This window comes from Pectobacterium peruviense (assembly GCF_003312355.2).
GTDB lineage: Bacteria > Pseudomonadota > Gammaproteobacteria > Enterobacterales > Enterobacteriaceae > Pectobacterium > Pectobacterium peruviense.
Window position 1 is genome coordinate 3,673,719 of the sequence record NZ_CP161826.1, and the last position, 17,503, is coordinate 3,691,221.

The 17,503-nt window shown below is 50.8% G+C and carries 14 protein-coding genes and 1 pseudogene; 5 read left to right on the top strand and 10 right to left on the bottom strand.

Annotated features, from left to right (window positions below; all coding sequences use genetic code 11):
• Nucleotides 1–5: 5 nt before the first annotated feature.
• The 4 genes from secD to queA form a co-directional block, all read right to left on the bottom strand.
• Nucleotides 6–1,853 carry a protein translocase subunit SecD gene (gene secD / locus DUT67_RS16660; protein WP_072062000.1) on the bottom strand — a complete coding sequence of 616 codons (1,848 nt, stop codon included), beginning with the start codon at nt 1,851–1,853 and terminating at the stop codon, nt 6–8.
• Nucleotides 1,854–1,880: 27 nt separating this feature from the next.
• Nucleotides 1,881–2,213, bottom strand: coding sequence for a preprotein translocase subunit YajC (yajC, locus tag DUT67_RS16665; RefSeq protein ID WP_048259113.1), 333 nt, complete (start codon nt 2,211–2,213; stop codon nt 1,881–1,883).
• Nucleotides 2,214–2,323: 110 nt separating this feature from the next.
• Entirely contained in the window at nt 2,324–3,469 is a 1,146-nt protein-coding gene (tgt, locus tag DUT67_RS16670; RefSeq protein ID WP_048259112.1) for a tRNA guanosine(34) transglycosylase Tgt, read from the bottom strand.
• Between the two features lie 97 nt (nt 3,470–3,566).
• Nucleotides 3,567–4,634, bottom strand: a complete 1,068-nt coding sequence (gene queA, locus DUT67_RS16675) for a tRNA preQ1(34) S-adenosylmethionine ribosyltransferase-isomerase QueA (protein ID WP_113632884.1) — start codon at nt 4,632–4,634, stop codon at nt 3,567–3,569.
• A 310-nt stretch (nt 4,635–4,944) separates the two neighbouring features.
• Here queA and DUT67_RS16680 point away from each other — a divergent pair, with 310 nt between their 5' ends.
• The 5 genes and pseudogenes from DUT67_RS16680 (at nt 4,945) to DUT67_RS16700 (ending at nt 9,764) form a co-directional block, all read left to right on the top strand.
• Nucleotides 4,945–5,526: an ACP phosphodiesterase gene (locus DUT67_RS16680; protein WP_113632885.1), complete on the top strand. Its 582-nt coding sequence runs from the start codon at nt 4,945–4,947 to the stop codon at nt 5,524–5,526.
• A 211-nt stretch (nt 5,527–5,737) separates the two neighbouring features.
• Complete coding sequence (locus DUT67_RS16685) at nt 5,738–6,340, top strand: peroxiredoxin C (protein WP_048259109.1); 603 nt, start codon at nt 5,738–5,740, stop codon at nt 6,338–6,340.
• Between the two features lie 209 nt (nt 6,341–6,549).
• A pseudogene (gene tnpA, locus DUT67_RS16690) lies at nt 6,550–7,007 on the top strand (IS200/IS605 family transposase).
• A gap of 391 nt (nt 7,008–7,398) precedes the next feature.
• Complete coding sequence (locus DUT67_RS16695; RefSeq protein ID WP_113628142.1) at nt 7,399–8,397, top strand: IS110 family transposase; 999 nt, start codon at nt 7,399–7,401, stop codon at nt 8,395–8,397.
• A gap of 92 nt (nt 8,398–8,489) precedes the next feature.
• Nucleotides 8,490–9,764: a mechanosensitive ion channel family protein gene (locus DUT67_RS16700; RefSeq protein WP_113632012.1), complete on the top strand. Its 1,275-nt coding sequence runs from the start codon at nt 8,490–8,492 to the stop codon at nt 9,762–9,764.
• A gap of 57 nt (nt 9,765–9,821) precedes the next feature.
• Here the strand turns inward: DUT67_RS16700 and proY are convergent, their stop codons facing one another.
• From proY to phoB, 6 genes are all read right to left on the bottom strand, one after another.
• Nucleotides 9,822–11,198: a proline-specific permease ProY gene (gene proY, locus DUT67_RS16705; protein ID WP_113627195.1), complete on the bottom strand. Its 1,377-nt coding sequence runs from the start codon at nt 11,196–11,198 to the stop codon at nt 9,822–9,824.
• Nucleotides 11,199–11,336: 138 nt separating this feature from the next.
• Entirely contained in the window at nt 11,337–12,656 is a 1,320-nt protein-coding gene (gene brnQ / locus DUT67_RS16710; protein WP_048259106.1) for a branched-chain amino acid transport system II carrier protein, read from the bottom strand.
• Nucleotides 12,657–13,134: 478 nt separating this feature from the next.
• Nucleotides 13,135–14,241, bottom strand: a complete 1,107-nt coding sequence (locus tag DUT67_RS16715; protein ID WP_048259105.1) for a cobalamin-independent methionine synthase II family protein — start codon at nt 14,239–14,241, stop codon at nt 13,135–13,137.
• A gap of 242 nt (nt 14,242–14,483) precedes the next feature.
• Nucleotides 14,484–15,422 carry a PstS family phosphate ABC transporter substrate-binding protein gene (locus DUT67_RS16720; RefSeq protein WP_113632013.1) on the bottom strand — a complete coding sequence of 313 codons (939 nt, stop codon included), beginning with the start codon at nt 15,420–15,422 and terminating at the stop codon, nt 14,484–14,486.
• Nucleotides 15,423–15,437: 15 nt separating this feature from the next.
• The gene (gene phoR / locus DUT67_RS16725) at nt 15,438–16,760 is read right to left on the bottom strand and encodes a phosphate regulon sensor histidine kinase PhoR (protein WP_048259103.1); all 1,323 of its coding nucleotides are present in this window, start codon (nt 16,758–16,760) and stop codon (nt 15,438–15,440) included.
• A 27-nt stretch (nt 16,761–16,787) separates the two neighbouring features.
• Nucleotides 16,788–17,477, bottom strand: coding sequence for a phosphate response regulator transcription factor PhoB (phoB, locus tag DUT67_RS16730; RefSeq protein WP_005975981.1), 690 nt, complete (start codon nt 17,475–17,477; stop codon nt 16,788–16,790).
• Nucleotides 17,478–17,503: the final 26 nt, after the last annotated feature.

Consider the following 17,503-nt stretch of genomic DNA (forward strand, 5'->3'; position numbering starts at 1 on the left):
CACTCCTAGATAGACAGTTTGTTGATACGTTTACCGCCGTAAAGCAGGTTAACGATGGCACGAGTACCGACGATCGCCGTAAACATTGAGGTCGCAATCCCAATAGCGGTAGTGATAGCAAACCCTTTGATAGAGCCTGTCCCCACAGCGTACAGGATGATGACCTTAATCAGAGTGGTGACGTTCGCATCAACAATCGAGCTAAATGCACCTTTGTAGCCCTCATGAATAGCCTGTTGCACAGAACGGCCATTACTGAGTTCTTCCTTGATACGTTCGTTGATGAGTACGTTAGCATCCACTGCGACCGCCAGCGTAAGCACGATACCCGCGATACCCGGCATGGTCAGCGTAGCCCCTGGTAGCAGCGACATCACGCCGACAATCAATACCAGGTTAGCGACCAGTGCACTCGTTGCGATGACACCAAACTTCTTGTAGAAGAAGACCATGAAGAGGATCGATGCGATCAAGCCCCACAAGCAGGCTTCCAGGCCCTGAGTGATGTTTTGCATCCCCAGCGTTGGACCAATGGTACGTTCTTCCACGATCTGGATTGGAGCAATCAGCGCACCCGCACGTAACAGAAGAGAAAGCTGACGTGCTTCGTTCGGGTTATCAATACCAGTGATACGGAAGCTGTTACCCAATCGCGACTGAATCGTCGCCACGTTGATGACTTCTTCGTGTTTTTCCAGTATCGAACGACCCGTAGCATCTTTCTTGCCGCTGTCTTTGTATTCCACAAACAGCGTTGCCATCAGCTTGCCGATACTGTCCTTGGTGAAGTTGGACATGGTGTTGCCACCAGCGCTGTCCAGAGAAATATTCACCTGAGGCTGATTGTATTCATCCGTACTTGATGTCGAATCGGTAATATGGTCGCCCGTCAGAATCACGCGTTTGAACAACACAACGGGTGAACCGTCACGCATGTTTTTCACTTCAGAGTCGCCCGGCACACGGCCGTTCGCCGCTGCAGTCGAATCAGCATTACTGTTGACCAGACGGAATTCCAGCGTAGCAGTTGCGCCAAGAATTTCTTTCGCGCGCGCCGTATCCTGAATACCCGGTAACTCAACAACGATGCGGTCAGCACCCTGACGCTGTACCAGCGGTTCGGCAACGCCCAGTTGGTTCACACGGTTACGCAGGATATTGATGTTCTGCTGTACTGCGTATTCACGTGCTTCACGCAGACGCTCGTCAGACATCACTGCGCGTAGCAAGTTGCTACCGCTGCTGCTGAGAACCAGATTGCGGTGACGAGACGTCAGATAATTGAGGCCATCATCACGCGTTTGAGCATCACGGAAACGAATTTCGACGCCGTAATTATCAATCTTGCGCACAGCGGCATAAGGAATGTTCTTTTCACGCAGATCGCTGCGCAAAGAGTCCATGGTTTGTTCTTGCAGTTTACCCAGCGCTGTATCCATATCCACTTCCATCAGGAAGTGAACGCCGCCGCGCAGGTCAAGCCCCAATTTCATCGGTTCAGCGCCTAACAACCGCAGCCAGGTTGGCGTGGCAGGTGCAAGGTTTAGCGCGACGACGAATTTTTCGCCCAGCTCATTAACGAGCGCTTCACGCGCGCGGAGCTGAATATCAGGGTTAGAGAAGCGAGCCAGAATTGCACCGTTTTCCAACGCAACTGACTTACTGGTAATATTTTGTTCTTTTAGAACATTCTGGACTTGGATCAGCGTCGTTTCGCTGGCGGCGGTTCCCCGCGCGCCAGTAACTTGTACCGCCGGATCCTCACCATATAGGTTAGGAAGTGCGTAGAGCAGGCCGACAAACAACACCACGACCAGCATCAGGTACTTCCACAAAGGATAACGATTTAACACGGCAGTTCCCTTCGGGAAAATCGGAAATTACAGGGCCTTAATCGTGCCCTTCGGCAGCACGGCAGCCACAAAATCACGTTTGATAACCACTTCATTGGTTTCGTTCAACGCAATCGCAATATAGCCAGTGTCGGACACTTTAGTCACGCGACCAACCAGACCGCCAGTCGTTAAGACTTCATCACCCTTGCCGATGGAATCCATTAACTTTTTGTGTTCCTTGCCGCGTTTTTGCTGAGGACGCAGGATCATAAAGTAGAAAATCAGACCAAAAACGGCCAGCATAATAACCAGAGAGTACGGGCTTCCCTGAGCCGGAGCGCCGGTTGCAGCTACAGCATCGGAGATGAAAAGACTCATTTAAATATCCTCTTTTTTGTCAAAAAGATAAGCTATCAAAAAGATAAATTATCAACCTTACAATCGTAAAAACGCTTCACAGCAAAATGCAATTCATAGCAAACGGGCTGTCAGTTGCTTGCAGCAACGTCTTTTTCAGCAAGCGGCGGAATGGCTTTGCCTATCCGTTGGTAAAAATCCACCACAAAGTGCTCTAATTTACCCTCTTCAATGGCCTGACGTAAACCTGCCATTAAACGCTGATAATAACGCAAGTTATGGATGGTATTGAGCCGTGCTCCAAGTATTTCGTTGCAACGGTCAAGATGATGCAAGTAGGCGCGGCTATAATTGCGACACGTGTAGCAATCACAGTGTTCATCCAGCGAGCTGACGTCATCTTTATGCTTCGCATTACGGATTTTCACGACGCCATCAGTCACGAAGAGATGCCCGTTACGTGCGTTGCGCGTTGGCATGACGCAGTCAAACATATCGACGCCGCGGCGTACACCTTCAACCAGATCTTCCGGTTTGCCAACACCCATCAAATAGCGCGGCTTATCTTCTGGAATCTGCGGGCAAACGTGCTCCAGAATACGGTGCATGTCTTCTTTCGGTTCACCCACCGCCAAACCGCCCACAGCGTACCCATCAAAGCCAATGTCTACCAGCCCTTTTACGGATACATCACGTAAATCTTCGTAAACACTACCCTGAATAATGCCGAACAGCGCATTTTTATTCTCTAGCTCGTCAAAACGCTCGCGGCTGCGTTTCGCCCAACGCAGTGACATCTCCATGGAGCGCTTGGCGTAATCCCAATCGGCAGGATACGGCGTACACTCATCAAAGATCATCACGATATCGGAACCGAGATCGTGCTGAATCTCCATCGATTTTTCCGGGCTAAGGAAAATCGAGTCTCCGTTGATCGGATTACGGAAGTGCACACCCTGCTCGGTAATCTTGCGAATATCGCCGAGACTGAACACCTGAAAACCACCAGAGTCCGTCAGAATCGGGCCGTGCCAGTTCATGAAGTCGTGCAGATCGCCGTGCAGCTTCATGATTTCCTGACCGGGGCGTAGCCACAGATGGAACGTATTACCAAGCAAGATCTGTGCGCCAGTCTCTTTCACTTCTTCCGGCGTCATGCCCTTCACCGTGCCGTAAGTGCCCACGGGCATAAACGCAGGGGTTTCTACCACGCCACGATCAAAAATCAATCTACCGCGTCGCGCACGGCCGTCTGTTGTTTGTAATTCGTACTTCACTTAGCCTCCAGCATCAGAAAAACAGTCTGATGGTCATGATGTATTAATGCCTGACAGAGCGTGATCTGTGGCATCACTATTATGTAGAAAGCAGGATTTATCCCACTTTCTCTTGTTCGGCCATCGGGTTATGCGTAATAAACATCGCATCACCGTAGCTGAAAAAACGATACTGCTCTGCCACCGCTTCACGGTAGGCAGACATCGTGTTATGGTAACCGGCAAAGGCCGACACCAGCATAATTAACGTCGACTCGGGCAAATGGAAATTGGTCACCAGCGCATCAATAATGCGGTAGTGATAGCCCGGATAGATAAAAATCTTGGTATCACCGAAGAACGGAGCGATCGGCGCATCCTGACTGGCCTGCGCAGCACTTTCCAGTGAACGTACCGAGGTAGTGCCAACCGCTATCACGCGATTTCCACGCGCCTTGCACGCCAACACGGCATCGACGACATCTTGCGGCACTTCAGCATATTCAGCATGCATGATGTGATCTTCAATCGTATCGACGCGAACCGGCTGGAAAGTACCAGCACCTACGTGCAGCGTAACGAACGCCATTTCGATGCCCTTCTCACACAGCGCGGCCAACATCGGCTCATCAAAATGTAAGCCCGCCGTCGGCGCAGCTACAGCCCCCGGACGCTGGCTATACACCGTCTGATAAAGCTCACGGTCAGCGTCTTCATCAGGCCGGTCGATGTAAGGCGGCAGCGGCATATGGCCGATGTCATTCAGAATCGACAGGACATCGCGAGCGTCATCGAAATGCAGCTCAAATAGCGCGTCATGACGAGCGACCATCGTAGCCTTGACGCTTTCATCATCACCCAGCAGCAGTTCCGTGCCCGGCTTTGGCGCTTTTGACGCCCGAACGTGGGCAAGAATACGATGATCATCCAACACACGTTCCACCAGCACTTCCAGCTTGCCGCCACTGACTTTGCGACCAAACAAGCGTGCCGGAATCACGCGCGTATTGTTGAATACCAGCAAATCGCCCGGATTCAATTTCTCCAGCAAATCGGTAAACACACCGTGCGTCAGATCCCCCGTCGGCCCATCCAGCGACAACAGGCGGCAACCACTGCGTTCCGCTTGTGGATAATGGGCAATTAATGATTCAGGAAGTTCAAACGAAAAATCGGCAACACGCATGGCAATTCACTTAGCTGTTAATACATAAAAATGGGCGGCCTAGTCTAGAGCCGCAAGCGCATGGCTGCAAGGAATAAGCACCTGAGACGTGGAATGCATGATACCCAATAGATTTCGAGATACAGGAAGGCGGCAACTGAGGGAGTCCCTAGGAGCTTACATCAGTAAGTGACTGGGGTGACAAATCTGTCGGGAGCAGATTTGAACGCTGCTTGCAGCGGCCCTTCAGGGCGAGGCCCACGACGGGCCGAGTATTTAAGGGCAGCCAACGAGCCTGTAACTCGAAAGATGAAGGGTATATACTGTTGCCATGAATTTTCTTGCCCACCTTCATCTGGCCACGCTGGCCGACAGCTCCCTGTTAGGTAATCTGATGGCGGACTTTGTTCGCGGCAACCCACAGGACAGCTACGCTGACGAGATCGTCGCGGGTATCCGCCTGCATCGCCGCGTTGACTCACTGACCGACAGCCTGCCGGAAGTCAAACAGGCACGTCAGTATTTCAGTGATGAGTTCCGCCGCGTTGCCCCCATTACGCTAGATGTTTTGTGGGATCACTATCTTGCACGTCACTGGCTACAGTTGGTGCCGGACACGCCTTTACAGATCTTTATCGATGGCGCTCAATCACAAATCGAGCCCCATCTGGCGCAAACCCCTGAACGCTTTCAGAACCTGAATCTCTATTTGTGGCCGGAACGTTGGATGACGCGCTATGCGGAACTGCCGTTTATCGCGGATGTACTGCACAGAATGTCAGTGCGACGCCCGAAGCTGGCCGCACTGTCCGGTTCTTTTCAGGATATCGAGCAGCACTATCACCAATTTGAAATACTCTTCTGGCAATTTTATCCACGCATGATGCAGCTAGCGAAAACGCAGCAGCTGTGAGTTCATAACTTTTCCGTTTTTCTACGCAACCTATTGTCCTTTCGATTAAAAGGGTTAATGTGGTTTATTGAAAGGAAATAGCGATGAGTTCAATAGACAAAAGCTATCTCATTGATTGGTCTCTTTGCCTGTATTCACTCAAGCAGAATCCCTATACTGATCGCTGTCTTTTACATCCTCCGATTATTAACCGCTATCTACAGGAGTAATTATGGTCCTGGTAACTCGTCAAGCCCCAGACTTCACCGCAGCTGCCGTTTTAGGCAGTGGCGAAATCGTCGAAAATTTCAACCTGAAGAAGCACATCAACGGTAAAGCTGCCGTGATTTTCTTCTGGCCGATGGACTTCACCTTCGTTTGTCCATCAGAACTGATTGCTTTCGATCACCGCTATGCTGAATTCAAAAAGCGTGGCGTAGAAGTGGTTGGTATTTCCTTCGACTCCGAGTTTGTTCACAACGCATGGCGTAAAACCCCTGTGGATAAAGGCGGCATCGGTGAAGTGCAATACGCGATGGTTGCTGACATTAAGCGTGAAATTCAGAAGGCTTACGGCATTGAGCACCCTGAAGCCGGTGTTGCACTGCGTGGTTCTTTCCTTATCGACAAAAACGGCGTAGTTCGCCACCAGGTGGTGAACGATCTGCCACTGGGTCGTAACATCGATGAAATGCTGCGTACCGTTGACGCACTGCAATTCCACGAAGAGCACGGCGAAGTGTGTCCTGCACAGTGGGAAAAAGGAAAATCAGGTATGGGTGCGTCACCAGATGGCGTAGCAAAATACCTGTCTGAGAACGCAGACAAGCTGTAATACCCATCCTTGCCCTCATGGGTAATGTGATAATCAAGCCAGTTGCTATGCGACTGGCTTTTTTTTGTGCCCAGAAAACCCCCAGCTAGGCTGGGGGTTCAGTAAAGCTTTCAGCTTTGGGCCAGTTATAAAAACCCCTTTTGATTTGTTAAAACAGTTTGCGGTCTGGCAACTGCAAACGTTCAACAAGAAATCAAAAGGGGGTCCCAATGAGGGACGAAAAGAGCTTAGCGCACACGCGATGGAACTGTAAATATCACATAGTTTTTGCGCCGAAGTACCGAAGGCAGGTGTTCTACGGGGAAAAACGCAAAGCGATAGCAGTATTTTAAGAAAGCTGTGCGAATGGAAAAACGTGAATATTCTGGAAGCGGAATGCTGTGTGGATCACATCCATATGCTTCTGGAAATCCCGCCTAAGATGAGTGTCTCGGGATTTATGGGGTACCTAAAGGGAAAGAGCAGCCTGATGCTTTATGAGCAGTTTGGCGATTTGAAGTTCAAATACCGTAACAGGGAATTTTGGTGCCGAGGGTATTACGTTGATACGGTAGGGAAAAACACGGTCAGGATACAAGAATACATAAAGCACCAACTGGCAGAGGATAAAATGGGTGAGCAACTCTCGATCCCATATCCTGGCAGCCCGTTTACGGGCCGTAAGTAATCCATAGATGCAAATGTCAGATCGCGATGCGCCTGTTAGGGCGCGGCAGGTAAGAGAGCCTTATAGGCGCATATGAAAAACCTCCGGCTATGCCGGAGGATATTTATTTTGTTCGTGATGTTTCCCTAATCATTTTCCCCTTCCCTACGCGATCCCAGAGAATACAAAAGGTTGACTAGGGGCGCTTGTATCTTTCTCATGTAGTGATTAGCTATCACTACATGAAACAGAGTGAGCTTCCAAGGGGCGCCAAGGCTATAACCTTGCGATTGAGTTTAAGCCCTCTGTTTCACCTTTCACGCCAGCATTAACATTGAACGGTTACCTAGAGCACTGACTCTGGATGTACAAGCGGAACGGGCGTGACGGCTTCAGTGAAAGGGGGGACATTATGTATTACGTCGGCATTGATATCAGTAAACGTTTTATCGATGTGTGCTTATTGGTTGATGGCATTAAAGGTAAACGGAAGACGAAAGTGTTACCCAATGGCCCCAACTCAGCACAGGCTTTGGCTCAATGGTTAACCCTGCAAAAATGTGAACCGAGCCAAGCTCATATCATCATGGAAGCGACGGGCATTTATCACGAACACCTCGCTTATGGCCTTCATCTGGCTAACATTCTTGTGTCAGTGGCAAATCCCCATCGAGTGCGTGAATTTGCCAAAGGAATGGGGATATTGACGAAAACGGATAAAGTGGATGCCTATGTTCTGGCGTGCTATGGCTACCTGAAACAACCAGAAAATTGGGTTCCGCCTTCGCAAGAAATAAGAAAACTCAGGGCATTATTGCAGCACAGGGATAGCGTGCTTGATGATAAACAACGCGTAGAAAATCGGCTGAGCACGTTGAAATCCACAGTGGCCCCGGAAGAAGTCCTGACCTCGCTGGAGTCGATTGAACGAAATTTAAAGGATGAGCTGGCAAGGATTGAACGCCTGATAGCGGAGCATATAGATAAGCATCCCAGGCTAAAAAACGACCTGAAACTTCTGCAATCGATTGATGGAGTTGGAGAGCAAATCGGGTGGAATATGTTAGCCATCATCCGGGGTAATCACTTCAGGAGTGCGGAACAGGTGGCGGCGTATCTGGGGGTTATCCCTGTAGAGAGACGTTCAGGCACCTCGGTGTGTGGCAGAGCCAGATTGTCTAAAATAGGGCCGCCGGGCATCCGGGCAAAGCTGTATATGGGAGCCATAGCGGCTATCAGTTGGAACAGTCATGTGAGAGCGCTCTATGAAAGATTGCGGCTAAAAGGAAAAGCGAAGATGGTGGCGATAGGGGCGGCGATGAGGAAACTGGTGCATCTGTGTTATGGCGTGCTGCATACGCAGCAGCCCTATGACAAAAATTATGGGATGACGACTCATAAAAATGCTTGACCGGCAACACGGTTACTAAATCCTTAGCCTTAACCTCACATCGTGTTAATGCACGACAGATTGATGGAATAAATGGAATAAAAGGAGAACGCATGCAACAAAACCTCGCGCTGTGGTTGAGAGAAGCAGACATACAACACGCTGGCATCATTGCATTACTGATTGTTCTTGGGCTTATATTGCTCATTTCTGCCGTCATTCACCTGATTTTGCATCAGGTTGTGCTGAAAGGAATGGTTCTGCGTTCACTCAATAAGCCAGGAAAGACAGAAGGCCACGGGTGGAAACAGGCGCTGACGCAACACAACCTGTTTAACCGGCTGGCCTTCTTACTACAGGGGGTAATCCTCAATATTCAGGTCTTTGTGTGGCTTCCCGCGCAAAGTGAAACCCGTGAAGCGCTCATCATCTGCTCCCAAGTGTGGATTATGATTTTTGCGCTGCTGTCCCTCTTCTCGCTACTCGATGTGCTGCTCAATGTGTCCGCCCGAACCAAGGTCGCTGCACAACTGCCGCTGCGCGGTATCTTCCAGAGCCTGAAACTGATCGCCACTATCGTCATCAGTATCATGGTGGTGTCACTGCTCATAGGGAAATCACCACTGATTCTGATTAGTGGTTTAGGTGCAATGGCCGCTGTGCTGATGTTGGTGTTCAAAGATCCGATCATGGGGCTAGTCGCAGGCATCCAGCTTTCCGCCAACGACATGCTGACACTGGGAGACTGGCTCGAAATGCCGAAATATGGCGCTGACGGTGCCGTCATCGACATCGGACTGACGACGGTAAAAGTGAAAAACTGGGACAATACCGTCACCACCATTCCCACCTACTCGCTAGTGTCCGATTCCTTCAAGAATTGGCGTTCGATGTCAGAATCTGGGGGACGGCGCATCAAGCGTAGCATCAATATCGATACCACCAGCGTGCATTTCATGACGGAAGACGAGCAGGTACGATTGCTGCGCAGCAAGTTACTATCGGCTTATATTCAGAATAAGAAGAGCGAGTTAGATCAGCATAATGCGCAGTCCGATTCAGACCTGACATCGCCGCTGAACGGCCGTCGTCTGACGAATTTGGGTACGTTCCGCGCCTACCTTCAGGTTTACCTACGCACCCATCCGGGGATTCATAAAGGAATGACATTGATGGTACGGCAGCTTGCGCCAACGTCTGAAGGGGTACCGCTGGAAATTTACGCGTTTACCAACACCACCGCCTGGGTTGATTACGAAAGTATCCAGTCCGATATTTTCGACCATATCTTTGCGATCTTGCCGGAGTTCGATCTCCGTATTCACCAAACACCGACTGGCCACGATATGCGGATAATGGGACAGCAGATGACGGCTCCGAAAACCTAGAAATAGGCTAAAAAAGCGCTCTGTTCTGAGCGCTTCTTCTGATAGCAAGCGGCTAGCTTAATTCTGTGCAGCCACCGCGCTCTGACGCTTTTTCTTCCAGACATAGCCCACTAAAAGCACCAATATCCAGACGATGCCGACATACAGTGATATGCGGGTATCCGGGAAGTAGCCAATCAAACCGATGATGAAGAATAAGAAGACGATACCGAACACGGAGGTCGCGATACCACCACGTAGCGGGAATGCCAATGCCTTCACTTCATCAGGGCTCAGGCGGCGGCGGAATGCGATCTGAGAGAACAGAATCATGATCCACACCCACACCGTCGCAAAGGTGGCCAGTGACGCAATCACCAGGAACACTTTGCCAGGCATAATATAATTCAGGTACACCGCCACCAGCAGCGCCATCATCATCACAACGACCGTTACCCACGGGATACCACGTTTGGAAACACGGCTAAACACCTTCGGTGCATGACCCTGCTCTGCCATCCCGTGCAGCATACGGCCTACGCCGAAGACATCACTGTTAATTGCCGACAGCGAAGCGGTAATCACAACAAAGTTCAGAATGCCGGCCGCCGCTGTAATACCCATATGCTGGAACGTCAGTACGAACGGGCTCCCGTTGGTGCCTACCTGATTCCACGGGTAAATCGACATAATGACGAACAGCGTGCCGACATAGAACACCAGAATACGCCACGGTACAGAGTTAATCGCGCGAGGGATGGATTTATGCGGGTCTTTGGCCTCACCAGCGGTGATCCCGATGATCTCCACGCCGCCATACGCAAACATCACGAGTTGTAGCGATAGAATCATCCCCATCACCCCGTTACTGAAGAACCCGCCATTAGTCCACAGATTATGGATGCCGGTGGGCTCGCCACCGTTGCCAATGCCCCAGATAATAATGCCGATCCCGGCAGCAATCATGATGATTATGGTGGCCACTTTGAAGAAAGAGAGCCAAAACTCCAGTTCGCCAAAGGCTTTCACATTCATCAGGTTGATGGCACCAATGATAAGCACCACGCTCAAGACCCATACCCAGTGCGGCACAGCAGGAAACCAGACGCCCATGTAAATGCCAAACGCGGTCACATCAGCAATGGCGACAATCAGCATCTCAAAGCAGTAGGTCCAGCCAGTGACATACCCCGCCAACGGCCCGAGATAATCCTGCGCATAGCGAGAAAAAGAGCTGGATTGCGGGTTATGCACCGACATTTCGCCCAGTGCGCGCATGATGATATACGCGACAATCCCACCGATCAGATATGCCAGCAATACACTGGGGCCAGCCATTTGGATCGCGCTAGCGGAACCATAAAACAGACCGGTTCCGATCGCCGAACCAAGGGCGATAAAGCGGATATGCCGCGTGCTTAACCCACGCTTGAGCTTGGAGGATGGTTGTTCCATTGATAAGCAACCCTGTCTTATAAAAAAAAACTTACAAAAAGAAAAACCACAGGCAAATACCTGTGGTGCAGAAACCCAACGCTGTGCTGGAACAGTAGGATATCCCTACCACCCCAGCGCGATCAGGTATGAACGATATTATTGATGTACCGTAACTTCCTGACGACCACACAGTCTGTCGTAAATCACTGCAACCAGTAAAACCAGCAGTGACGGTGGCAGCCAGGCCAACCCTTGCTCACTCAGCGGCAGGTTGAGGCTCCACTCTGGCAACAACGATTTGAAAGCCGACGATTTTATACCATCAATCATGCCAAATAACAGACTGACTAGCATGACGGGGGCTACAATACGTGAAGCGCTATTCCACCAACGCAGCGTAAAACTCAGTAAAACCAGAATGATACACGGTGGATAAATTGCCGTCAGCACAGGAATGGAAAGTTGAATCAGGTGACTCAATCCAAGGTTGGACACCACCATTGAGAACGCCCCGAGAACAAATACCAGCGTGCGATAGGACAGCGGCAGATATTGTGCAAAGAATTCAGCACACGCACAGGTCAACCCCACCGCCGTCACCAGACACGCGATAAAGATTAACAACGCTAGGAAGCTGCTTCCCATGTTACCGAACGTGTGTTGCACATAAGCGTGGAGAATCTCAGCCCCATTCAGTGCCTGCGGCGCCAGTTCACCGCTGACAGAACCGAGCTGGAACAGGCTCAAATAGACCAGTGTCAGACCAATGCCCGCAATTAACCCAGCCCACACGGTGTAACGCGTCAGCAGCACTGAACTCGTCACTCCACGCGAACGTGCCGCATTGACGATCACGATACCAAAGACCATCGCACCCAGCGTATCCATCGTCAGATAGCCGTTAACGAAGCCATTGGAGAACGGCAGATGCTCATATGCTTCTGTTGCAGGAATCGGCGTGCCCGCAGGCCACAGCACCGCAGCAATACCCAGTACCGCCAAAGCAATAATCTTCAACGGCGCCAGCACATGGCCGACCGTATCCAGCAGTTTGCCTGGATACAGAGAAATGCCGATGACGATAGCAAAGTAGATCAGGCTGTAAATGAGAAGTGGAGCCGCCCCGTTACCGACCAAAGGAGCCAGACCGACTTCAAATGAAACGGTTGCCGTGCGCGGCGTCGCGAACAGCGGCCCGACAGCCAGATAGCACACGGTCGCCAAGACCACACCGGCCTTTTTGCCAATTGGCGAGCTTAGCGCATCAACGCCGCCGCCGACTCGGGCAAGAGCGATGACAGTCAGCACAGGTAGGCCAACCGCCGTCAACAAGAAGCCGATTGCCGCAGTCCAAACGTGCTCTCCAGCCTGCAATCCCACCATAGGCGGGAAAATAATATTTCCTGCCCCCACGAATAAAGCAAAGGTCATAAAACCTAATGCCACAATATCTTTGGAAGTTAAACGATGACTCATAGTGATGTCGTGTTGCCTGTATCAAATCGATAAAAAGAAAATCGTGTCGTTTATCGCCGCAGAAGCCGTTCGCAAACGGGTAGCACGAAGCATGGTGCCAACACTCTGTCGACGCGAAAGATGGTGAGCATAGAGGAGTTATTTTTTGCACAGCCATATTGGGTGCTAAGTAAACCGTTTATAGCGTAAAAAGACAAGCGGAGATCCAAAAACCAGAGTATCTAGCCTATTTACACTAAAAAATAAGAATATAAATTGGTTTATCATGATTTGCATAACACATGATTTGCGCATTTATCGATATTTCATTGCAATAAAACTGACAAAATATGGCATAAAATGCGTCGTTCGATCATAAAAAAAACATATTGCACAAAAACGTCGCAGGTAGAAAGCAGGATAACGGCCACAAAAAAGGCCGGATCGCATGATCCAGCCTCTGTATATCCATTATAGGAATAAGGTTACCTCATCGGTGTCACCAGACGCGATTGGCGATATCCACGACAAGCTTCAACTTATTCCACTGCTGATCTTCCGTCAGGCTGTTGCCCTCTTCCGTTGAAGCAAAGCCACACTGCGGGCTCAGACAAATCTGGCTGAGATCGACATATTTTGCCGCTTCCGCGATACGCGCCTGTACGACTTCAGCCTCTTCCAGCTCGCCGTTCTTCGTGGTGATCAGTCCCAGCACAACCTGCTGATGGCCCGGCTTAACAAAACGCAGCGGCTCAAACCCACCCGCTCGCTCAGTATCGTATTCCAGGAAGAATGCATCGACATTCACTTCCCCAAACAGAATTTCTGCAACAGGCTCATATCCGCCTTCAGAAATCCAGGTCGAACGGAAATTGCCACGACAAACGTGCAAACCGATAACCAGATCGGCAGGTTTATCAGCCAGTGCTTTATTCAGTACGTCGGCATAGGTACGTGCCAGCTGCGCAGGATCTTCACCACGTTCACGGATCTGGCGTTTTTGATCGTCAGAGCACAGGTAGGCCCACACGGTGTCATCCAGTTGCAGGAAGCGACAGCCTGCATCATAAAATGCGTGAATCGCATCGCGCCAGGTTTGCGCCAGATCGTCGAAGTAGTCGGCTAGATCGGGATAAACCGTCGCATCAATCGCTTTTCGTCCACCGCGGAAATGCATCACGCTCGGGCTAGGAATCGTCATTTTAGCGACTGCATCGCCAGAAATGCTGTTCAGGTAGCGGAAATGATCGAGCATCGGGTGCTGAGGGTTAAAACTCACTTTATCCACGACACGAATCGCATGGGATTTGGTCTGAATACCGTTGAATTGAATACCCTGATCGGCTTCATAGCGTTCTACACCGTGCAAATCGGCAAAGAAGTCAAAGTGCCACCATGCACGGCGCAACTCACCGTCCGTCACAACCTGCAAGCCAGCTTCACGCTGCTTTTCTACCACCCGCAGAATCTCACGATCTTCAATATTCCGCAGCGCGACATCATCAATCTCGCCCGCCTGATGCTGAAGACGCGCCTGCTTAATCGCAGCCGGACGCAAGAAACTGCCGACGATATCGGCACGGAAAGGGGATAAGGTGTTCGCCATATGTCGCTCCTGACATGTTGTCAGCACTCACTTTCAGGAAAGAAGCGTGCTGACAGATAGTTTCAATATGAAATATTTACCCAGAGGGATAGTTACATTTAATCTTATTTAGCCATCTGGACGTCTAAATTTAAAACTATCCTGTCACGTGGCGAATCGCGGGGCAATAGAAGAATTTTCACATCACGTGAATAAAATTCATGTAGCGTGAAAATAGCGCAAATTCATGATGGGAAGAGGAATTATTCAGGCAGGCCAATCTGTTGACGCGCCTGACGACGCGTTTCTTCCGGCAGCGGCAAATAGCCATCCTGATTCACCAGCGATTGTCCCGTTTCGGACAGCACGCGTGCCAAAAATGCCGCCGTCAGCGCCTCCAGCGGTTGTCCGGGAGCTTTGTTGACATAGATGTAGAGATAACGGGTGTAGGGATACAAACCACTGCGAATATTTTCAGTAGAAGGATAAATGTAGTCGGTGCCTTGCGCGGCGAGTGGCAGCATTTTTACACCGCTGGAACGAAAACCCACGCTGGCATAGCCGATCGCATCGGTTGATGCAGCAACCGCCTGCACAACGGACGCCGAACCGGGCAGCTCATTGACTTGAGGAAGGAAATCGCCGCGGCATAACGCTTTTTGCTTAAAGAACCCATAGGTTCCCGATGCTGAATTGCGCCCATAGCGCAGTAGCGTGCGCTTTTCCCAACTGCCGCGTAGCCCAAGATCGCCCCAGTGTTTTATCGGCTGATGGTTACCGCAACGCTGCGTAATCGAAAAGATAGCGTCCAGCTGTGACAAATTCAGCCCTGACAGAGGGTTATCCTGATTAACCAACACAACCAGCGCATCCATTGCCACCGGCACAGCCAGCGGCGGATAGCCATAATGCTGGACGAACGCCTCAATTTCGCTGGCCTTCATCGCCCGGCTCATTGGCCCAAGCTGCGCGGCTCCTGATGCCAGAGACGTTGGCGCGGAGGATGACCCTGCGGCCTGAATCTGTAAATTCACGTTCGGATAATGCTGGCTGAAATCCGCCGCCCAAAAGGCCATCAGGTTAGCCAGCGTATCCGACCCCGCGCTGGAGAGGTTACCCGCCAGCATCTGGCGAGGCTGCGCGAAGCAAAACGCGCTGAACAGCAATAAAAAAGCGCTCGCAATACGTATGGCGGATTTCATGGATAGCATTTTCCGTCAGGCTGAAGGTTTCACCGTATTTTCAGCCAGAGAGGTAGGGACAATCAACCGATTCGGCAACGTAAAGACAAAACGTGACCCCAGACCATCCTCACTCATGATTTCCAAACGGGAATCATGATGGCTAAGCGCATGCTTAACAATCGCTAGCCCCAGCCCGCTGCCACCCGTCTGTCGCGAGCGCGCTTTATCCACGCGATAAAAACGTTCAGTCAGACGCGGCAAATGCTCGGCGGCAATCCCCGGCCCGTTATCGCTGACCTGAAATTGCGCACCTTGTGGGATCTTCTGCCAGCAGACTTCGATACGTGTTCCCTCTGGCGTATGGTTGACCGCGTTATACACCAGATTAGATACCGCGCTGCGCAGCTGTTCTTCGTTGCCAAACACACGGAGATTTTCATTCACACGAAAGACGATTTCATGACGCCCCTGACTCAGGGTCTGCGCTTCACGCTGCAACACGCGCAGCATCAGTGGAATATCGACTTTTTCATTCAGATCGATCGCCGTCGCCGCTTCAATGCGGGACAACGTCAGCAGTTGTTTGACCAGCCCGTCCATGCGTCGGGTCTGCTCCTGCATGGTACTCAACGCTTTCCCGCGTAGCGCCGCATCCAGCGTTTCTTCCTGCATCATTTCCAGATAGCCCTGCAACACCGTCAGCGGGGTTCTCAGCTCATGACTTACATTGGCAAAAAAGTTACGTCTGGCCCCTTCGAGCTGGTGCATTTGCGTAATATCACGCACCACCATCAGCAGCTGCCCTTCAGAATAAGGCATCACGCGGAATTCAACATGGTGGGAATTATTCAATTGCAGCGTGAGAGGACGGCTAAAATCCTGTCCTTTCATGTAATTCGTAAATTCAGGATAGCGCAATAAGTTGAGGATATTCTGACCGTTATCTTCCGGCCAGCGGAAATTGAGCAGGTGCTGCGCCAGATGGTTACACCAGAAGATCGTCCCCTCTTCGGTGGTGATCACCACGGCATCCGGCAAGGATTCAGCACCGCTGCGAAACCGTTTGATCAGGAGCGCCAGTTCCCGGCGTCGGCGTCGGTTACGCAACTGCATCTGATAGAGCCCGTAAAACAGCGGCTCCCAGCTCCAGCGACCGGGCGGCGGCGTCATACTGCGGTCAACCCACAGCCAATAAGAAAGTTTGAGCTGGTTATAAAAATTCCAGCAAAGCAGGCCTAAAACGGCGACCAGCAGAAACCAGGGCAGATAGCCAAAAATCAGCCCCAGCAGTAGCGCGGGTAAACAAAAAAAAGCTAGCTCCAATGCCAGCCTTTTCCAGGATAAACGTTCTAGCACGTTAGTGTTTCTCCGGTTACGACCACCTCAGTAACGCGTTGAAAAACGGTAGCCCGTTCCCCGAACGGTTTGCACCATTTTGTCATGTCCGCTGGTTTCCAGCGCTTTACGCAGGCGACGAATATGGACGTCGACAGTACGATCTTCAACATAAACGTTAGTGCCCCAAACGTGATTCAGCAACTGCTCCCGGCTATAAACACGTTCAGGATGCGTCATAAAGAAATGCAGCAATTTAAATTCCGTCGGCCCCATATCCAAGGCGTGCTCTTCGGTCGTCACACGATGCGACGAAGGGTCGAGGCTCAGGCCACGCATTTCGATCACTTCTTCCACCGCCATCGGTGAAATTCGGCGCATAACGGCTTTGATACGCGCCACTAATTCTTTGGGTGAAAACGGCTTAGTAATGTAATCATCCGCCCCCACTTCAAGCCCACGCACGCGGTCTTCTTCTTCGCCACGCGCGGTCAACATCATTACCGGAATATCACGCGTCAGTGCTTCGCGCTTCATATGCTTGATGAATTGCAGGCCCGAACCTCCTGGCAGCATCCAGTCCAATAACACCAGTTCAGGGAAAGGCTCCGACAGTTGCGTTACCGCGCTGTCATAATCTTCGGCTTCAACGGGTTGATAACCATTTTGTTCCAGTACAAAGCAGACCATTTCACGAATGGGTGCTTCATCTTCCACGACTAATATGCGTTTTGCCATTGTTAATCCTGTCGTTAATCATCGTC

Coding starts and splice junctions, on each gene's coding strand:
- yajC (WP_048259113.1), bottom strand. CDS start 2,213: ATGAGTCTTTTCATCTCCGATGCTGTAGCTGCAACCGGCGCTCCGGCT.
- queA (WP_113632884.1), bottom strand. CDS start 4,634: ATGCGTGTTGCCGATTTTTCGTTTGAACTTCCTGAATCATTAATTGCC.
- DUT67_RS16680 (WP_113632885.1), top strand. CDS start 4,945: ATGAATTTTCTTGCCCACCTTCATCTGGCCACGCTGGCCGACAGCTCC.
- DUT67_RS16685 (WP_048259109.1), top strand. CDS start 5,738: ATGGTCCTGGTAACTCGTCAAGCCCCAGACTTCACCGCAGCTGCCGTT.
- DUT67_RS16695 (WP_113628142.1), top strand. CDS start 7,399: ATGTATTACGTCGGCATTGATATCAGTAAACGTTTTATCGATGTGTGC.
- DUT67_RS16700 (WP_113632012.1), top strand. CDS start 8,490: ATGCAACAAAACCTCGCGCTGTGGTTGAGAGAAGCAGACATACAACAC.
- proY (WP_113627195.1), bottom strand. CDS start 11,198: ATGGAACAACCATCCTCCAAGCTCAAGCGTGGGTTAAGCACGCGGCAT.
- brnQ (WP_048259106.1), bottom strand. CDS start 12,656: ATGAGTCATCGTTTAACTTCCAAAGATATTGTGGCATTAGGTTTTATG.
- DUT67_RS16715 (WP_048259105.1), bottom strand. CDS start 14,241: ATGGCGAACACCTTATCCCCTTTCCGTGCCGATATCGTCGGCAGTTTC.
- DUT67_RS16720 (WP_113632013.1), bottom strand. CDS start 15,422: ATGAAATCCGCCATACGTATTGCGAGCGCTTTTTTATTGCTGTTCAGC.
- phoB (WP_005975981.1), bottom strand. CDS start 17,477: ATGGCAAAACGCATATTAGTCGTGGAAGATGAAGCACCCATTCGTGAA.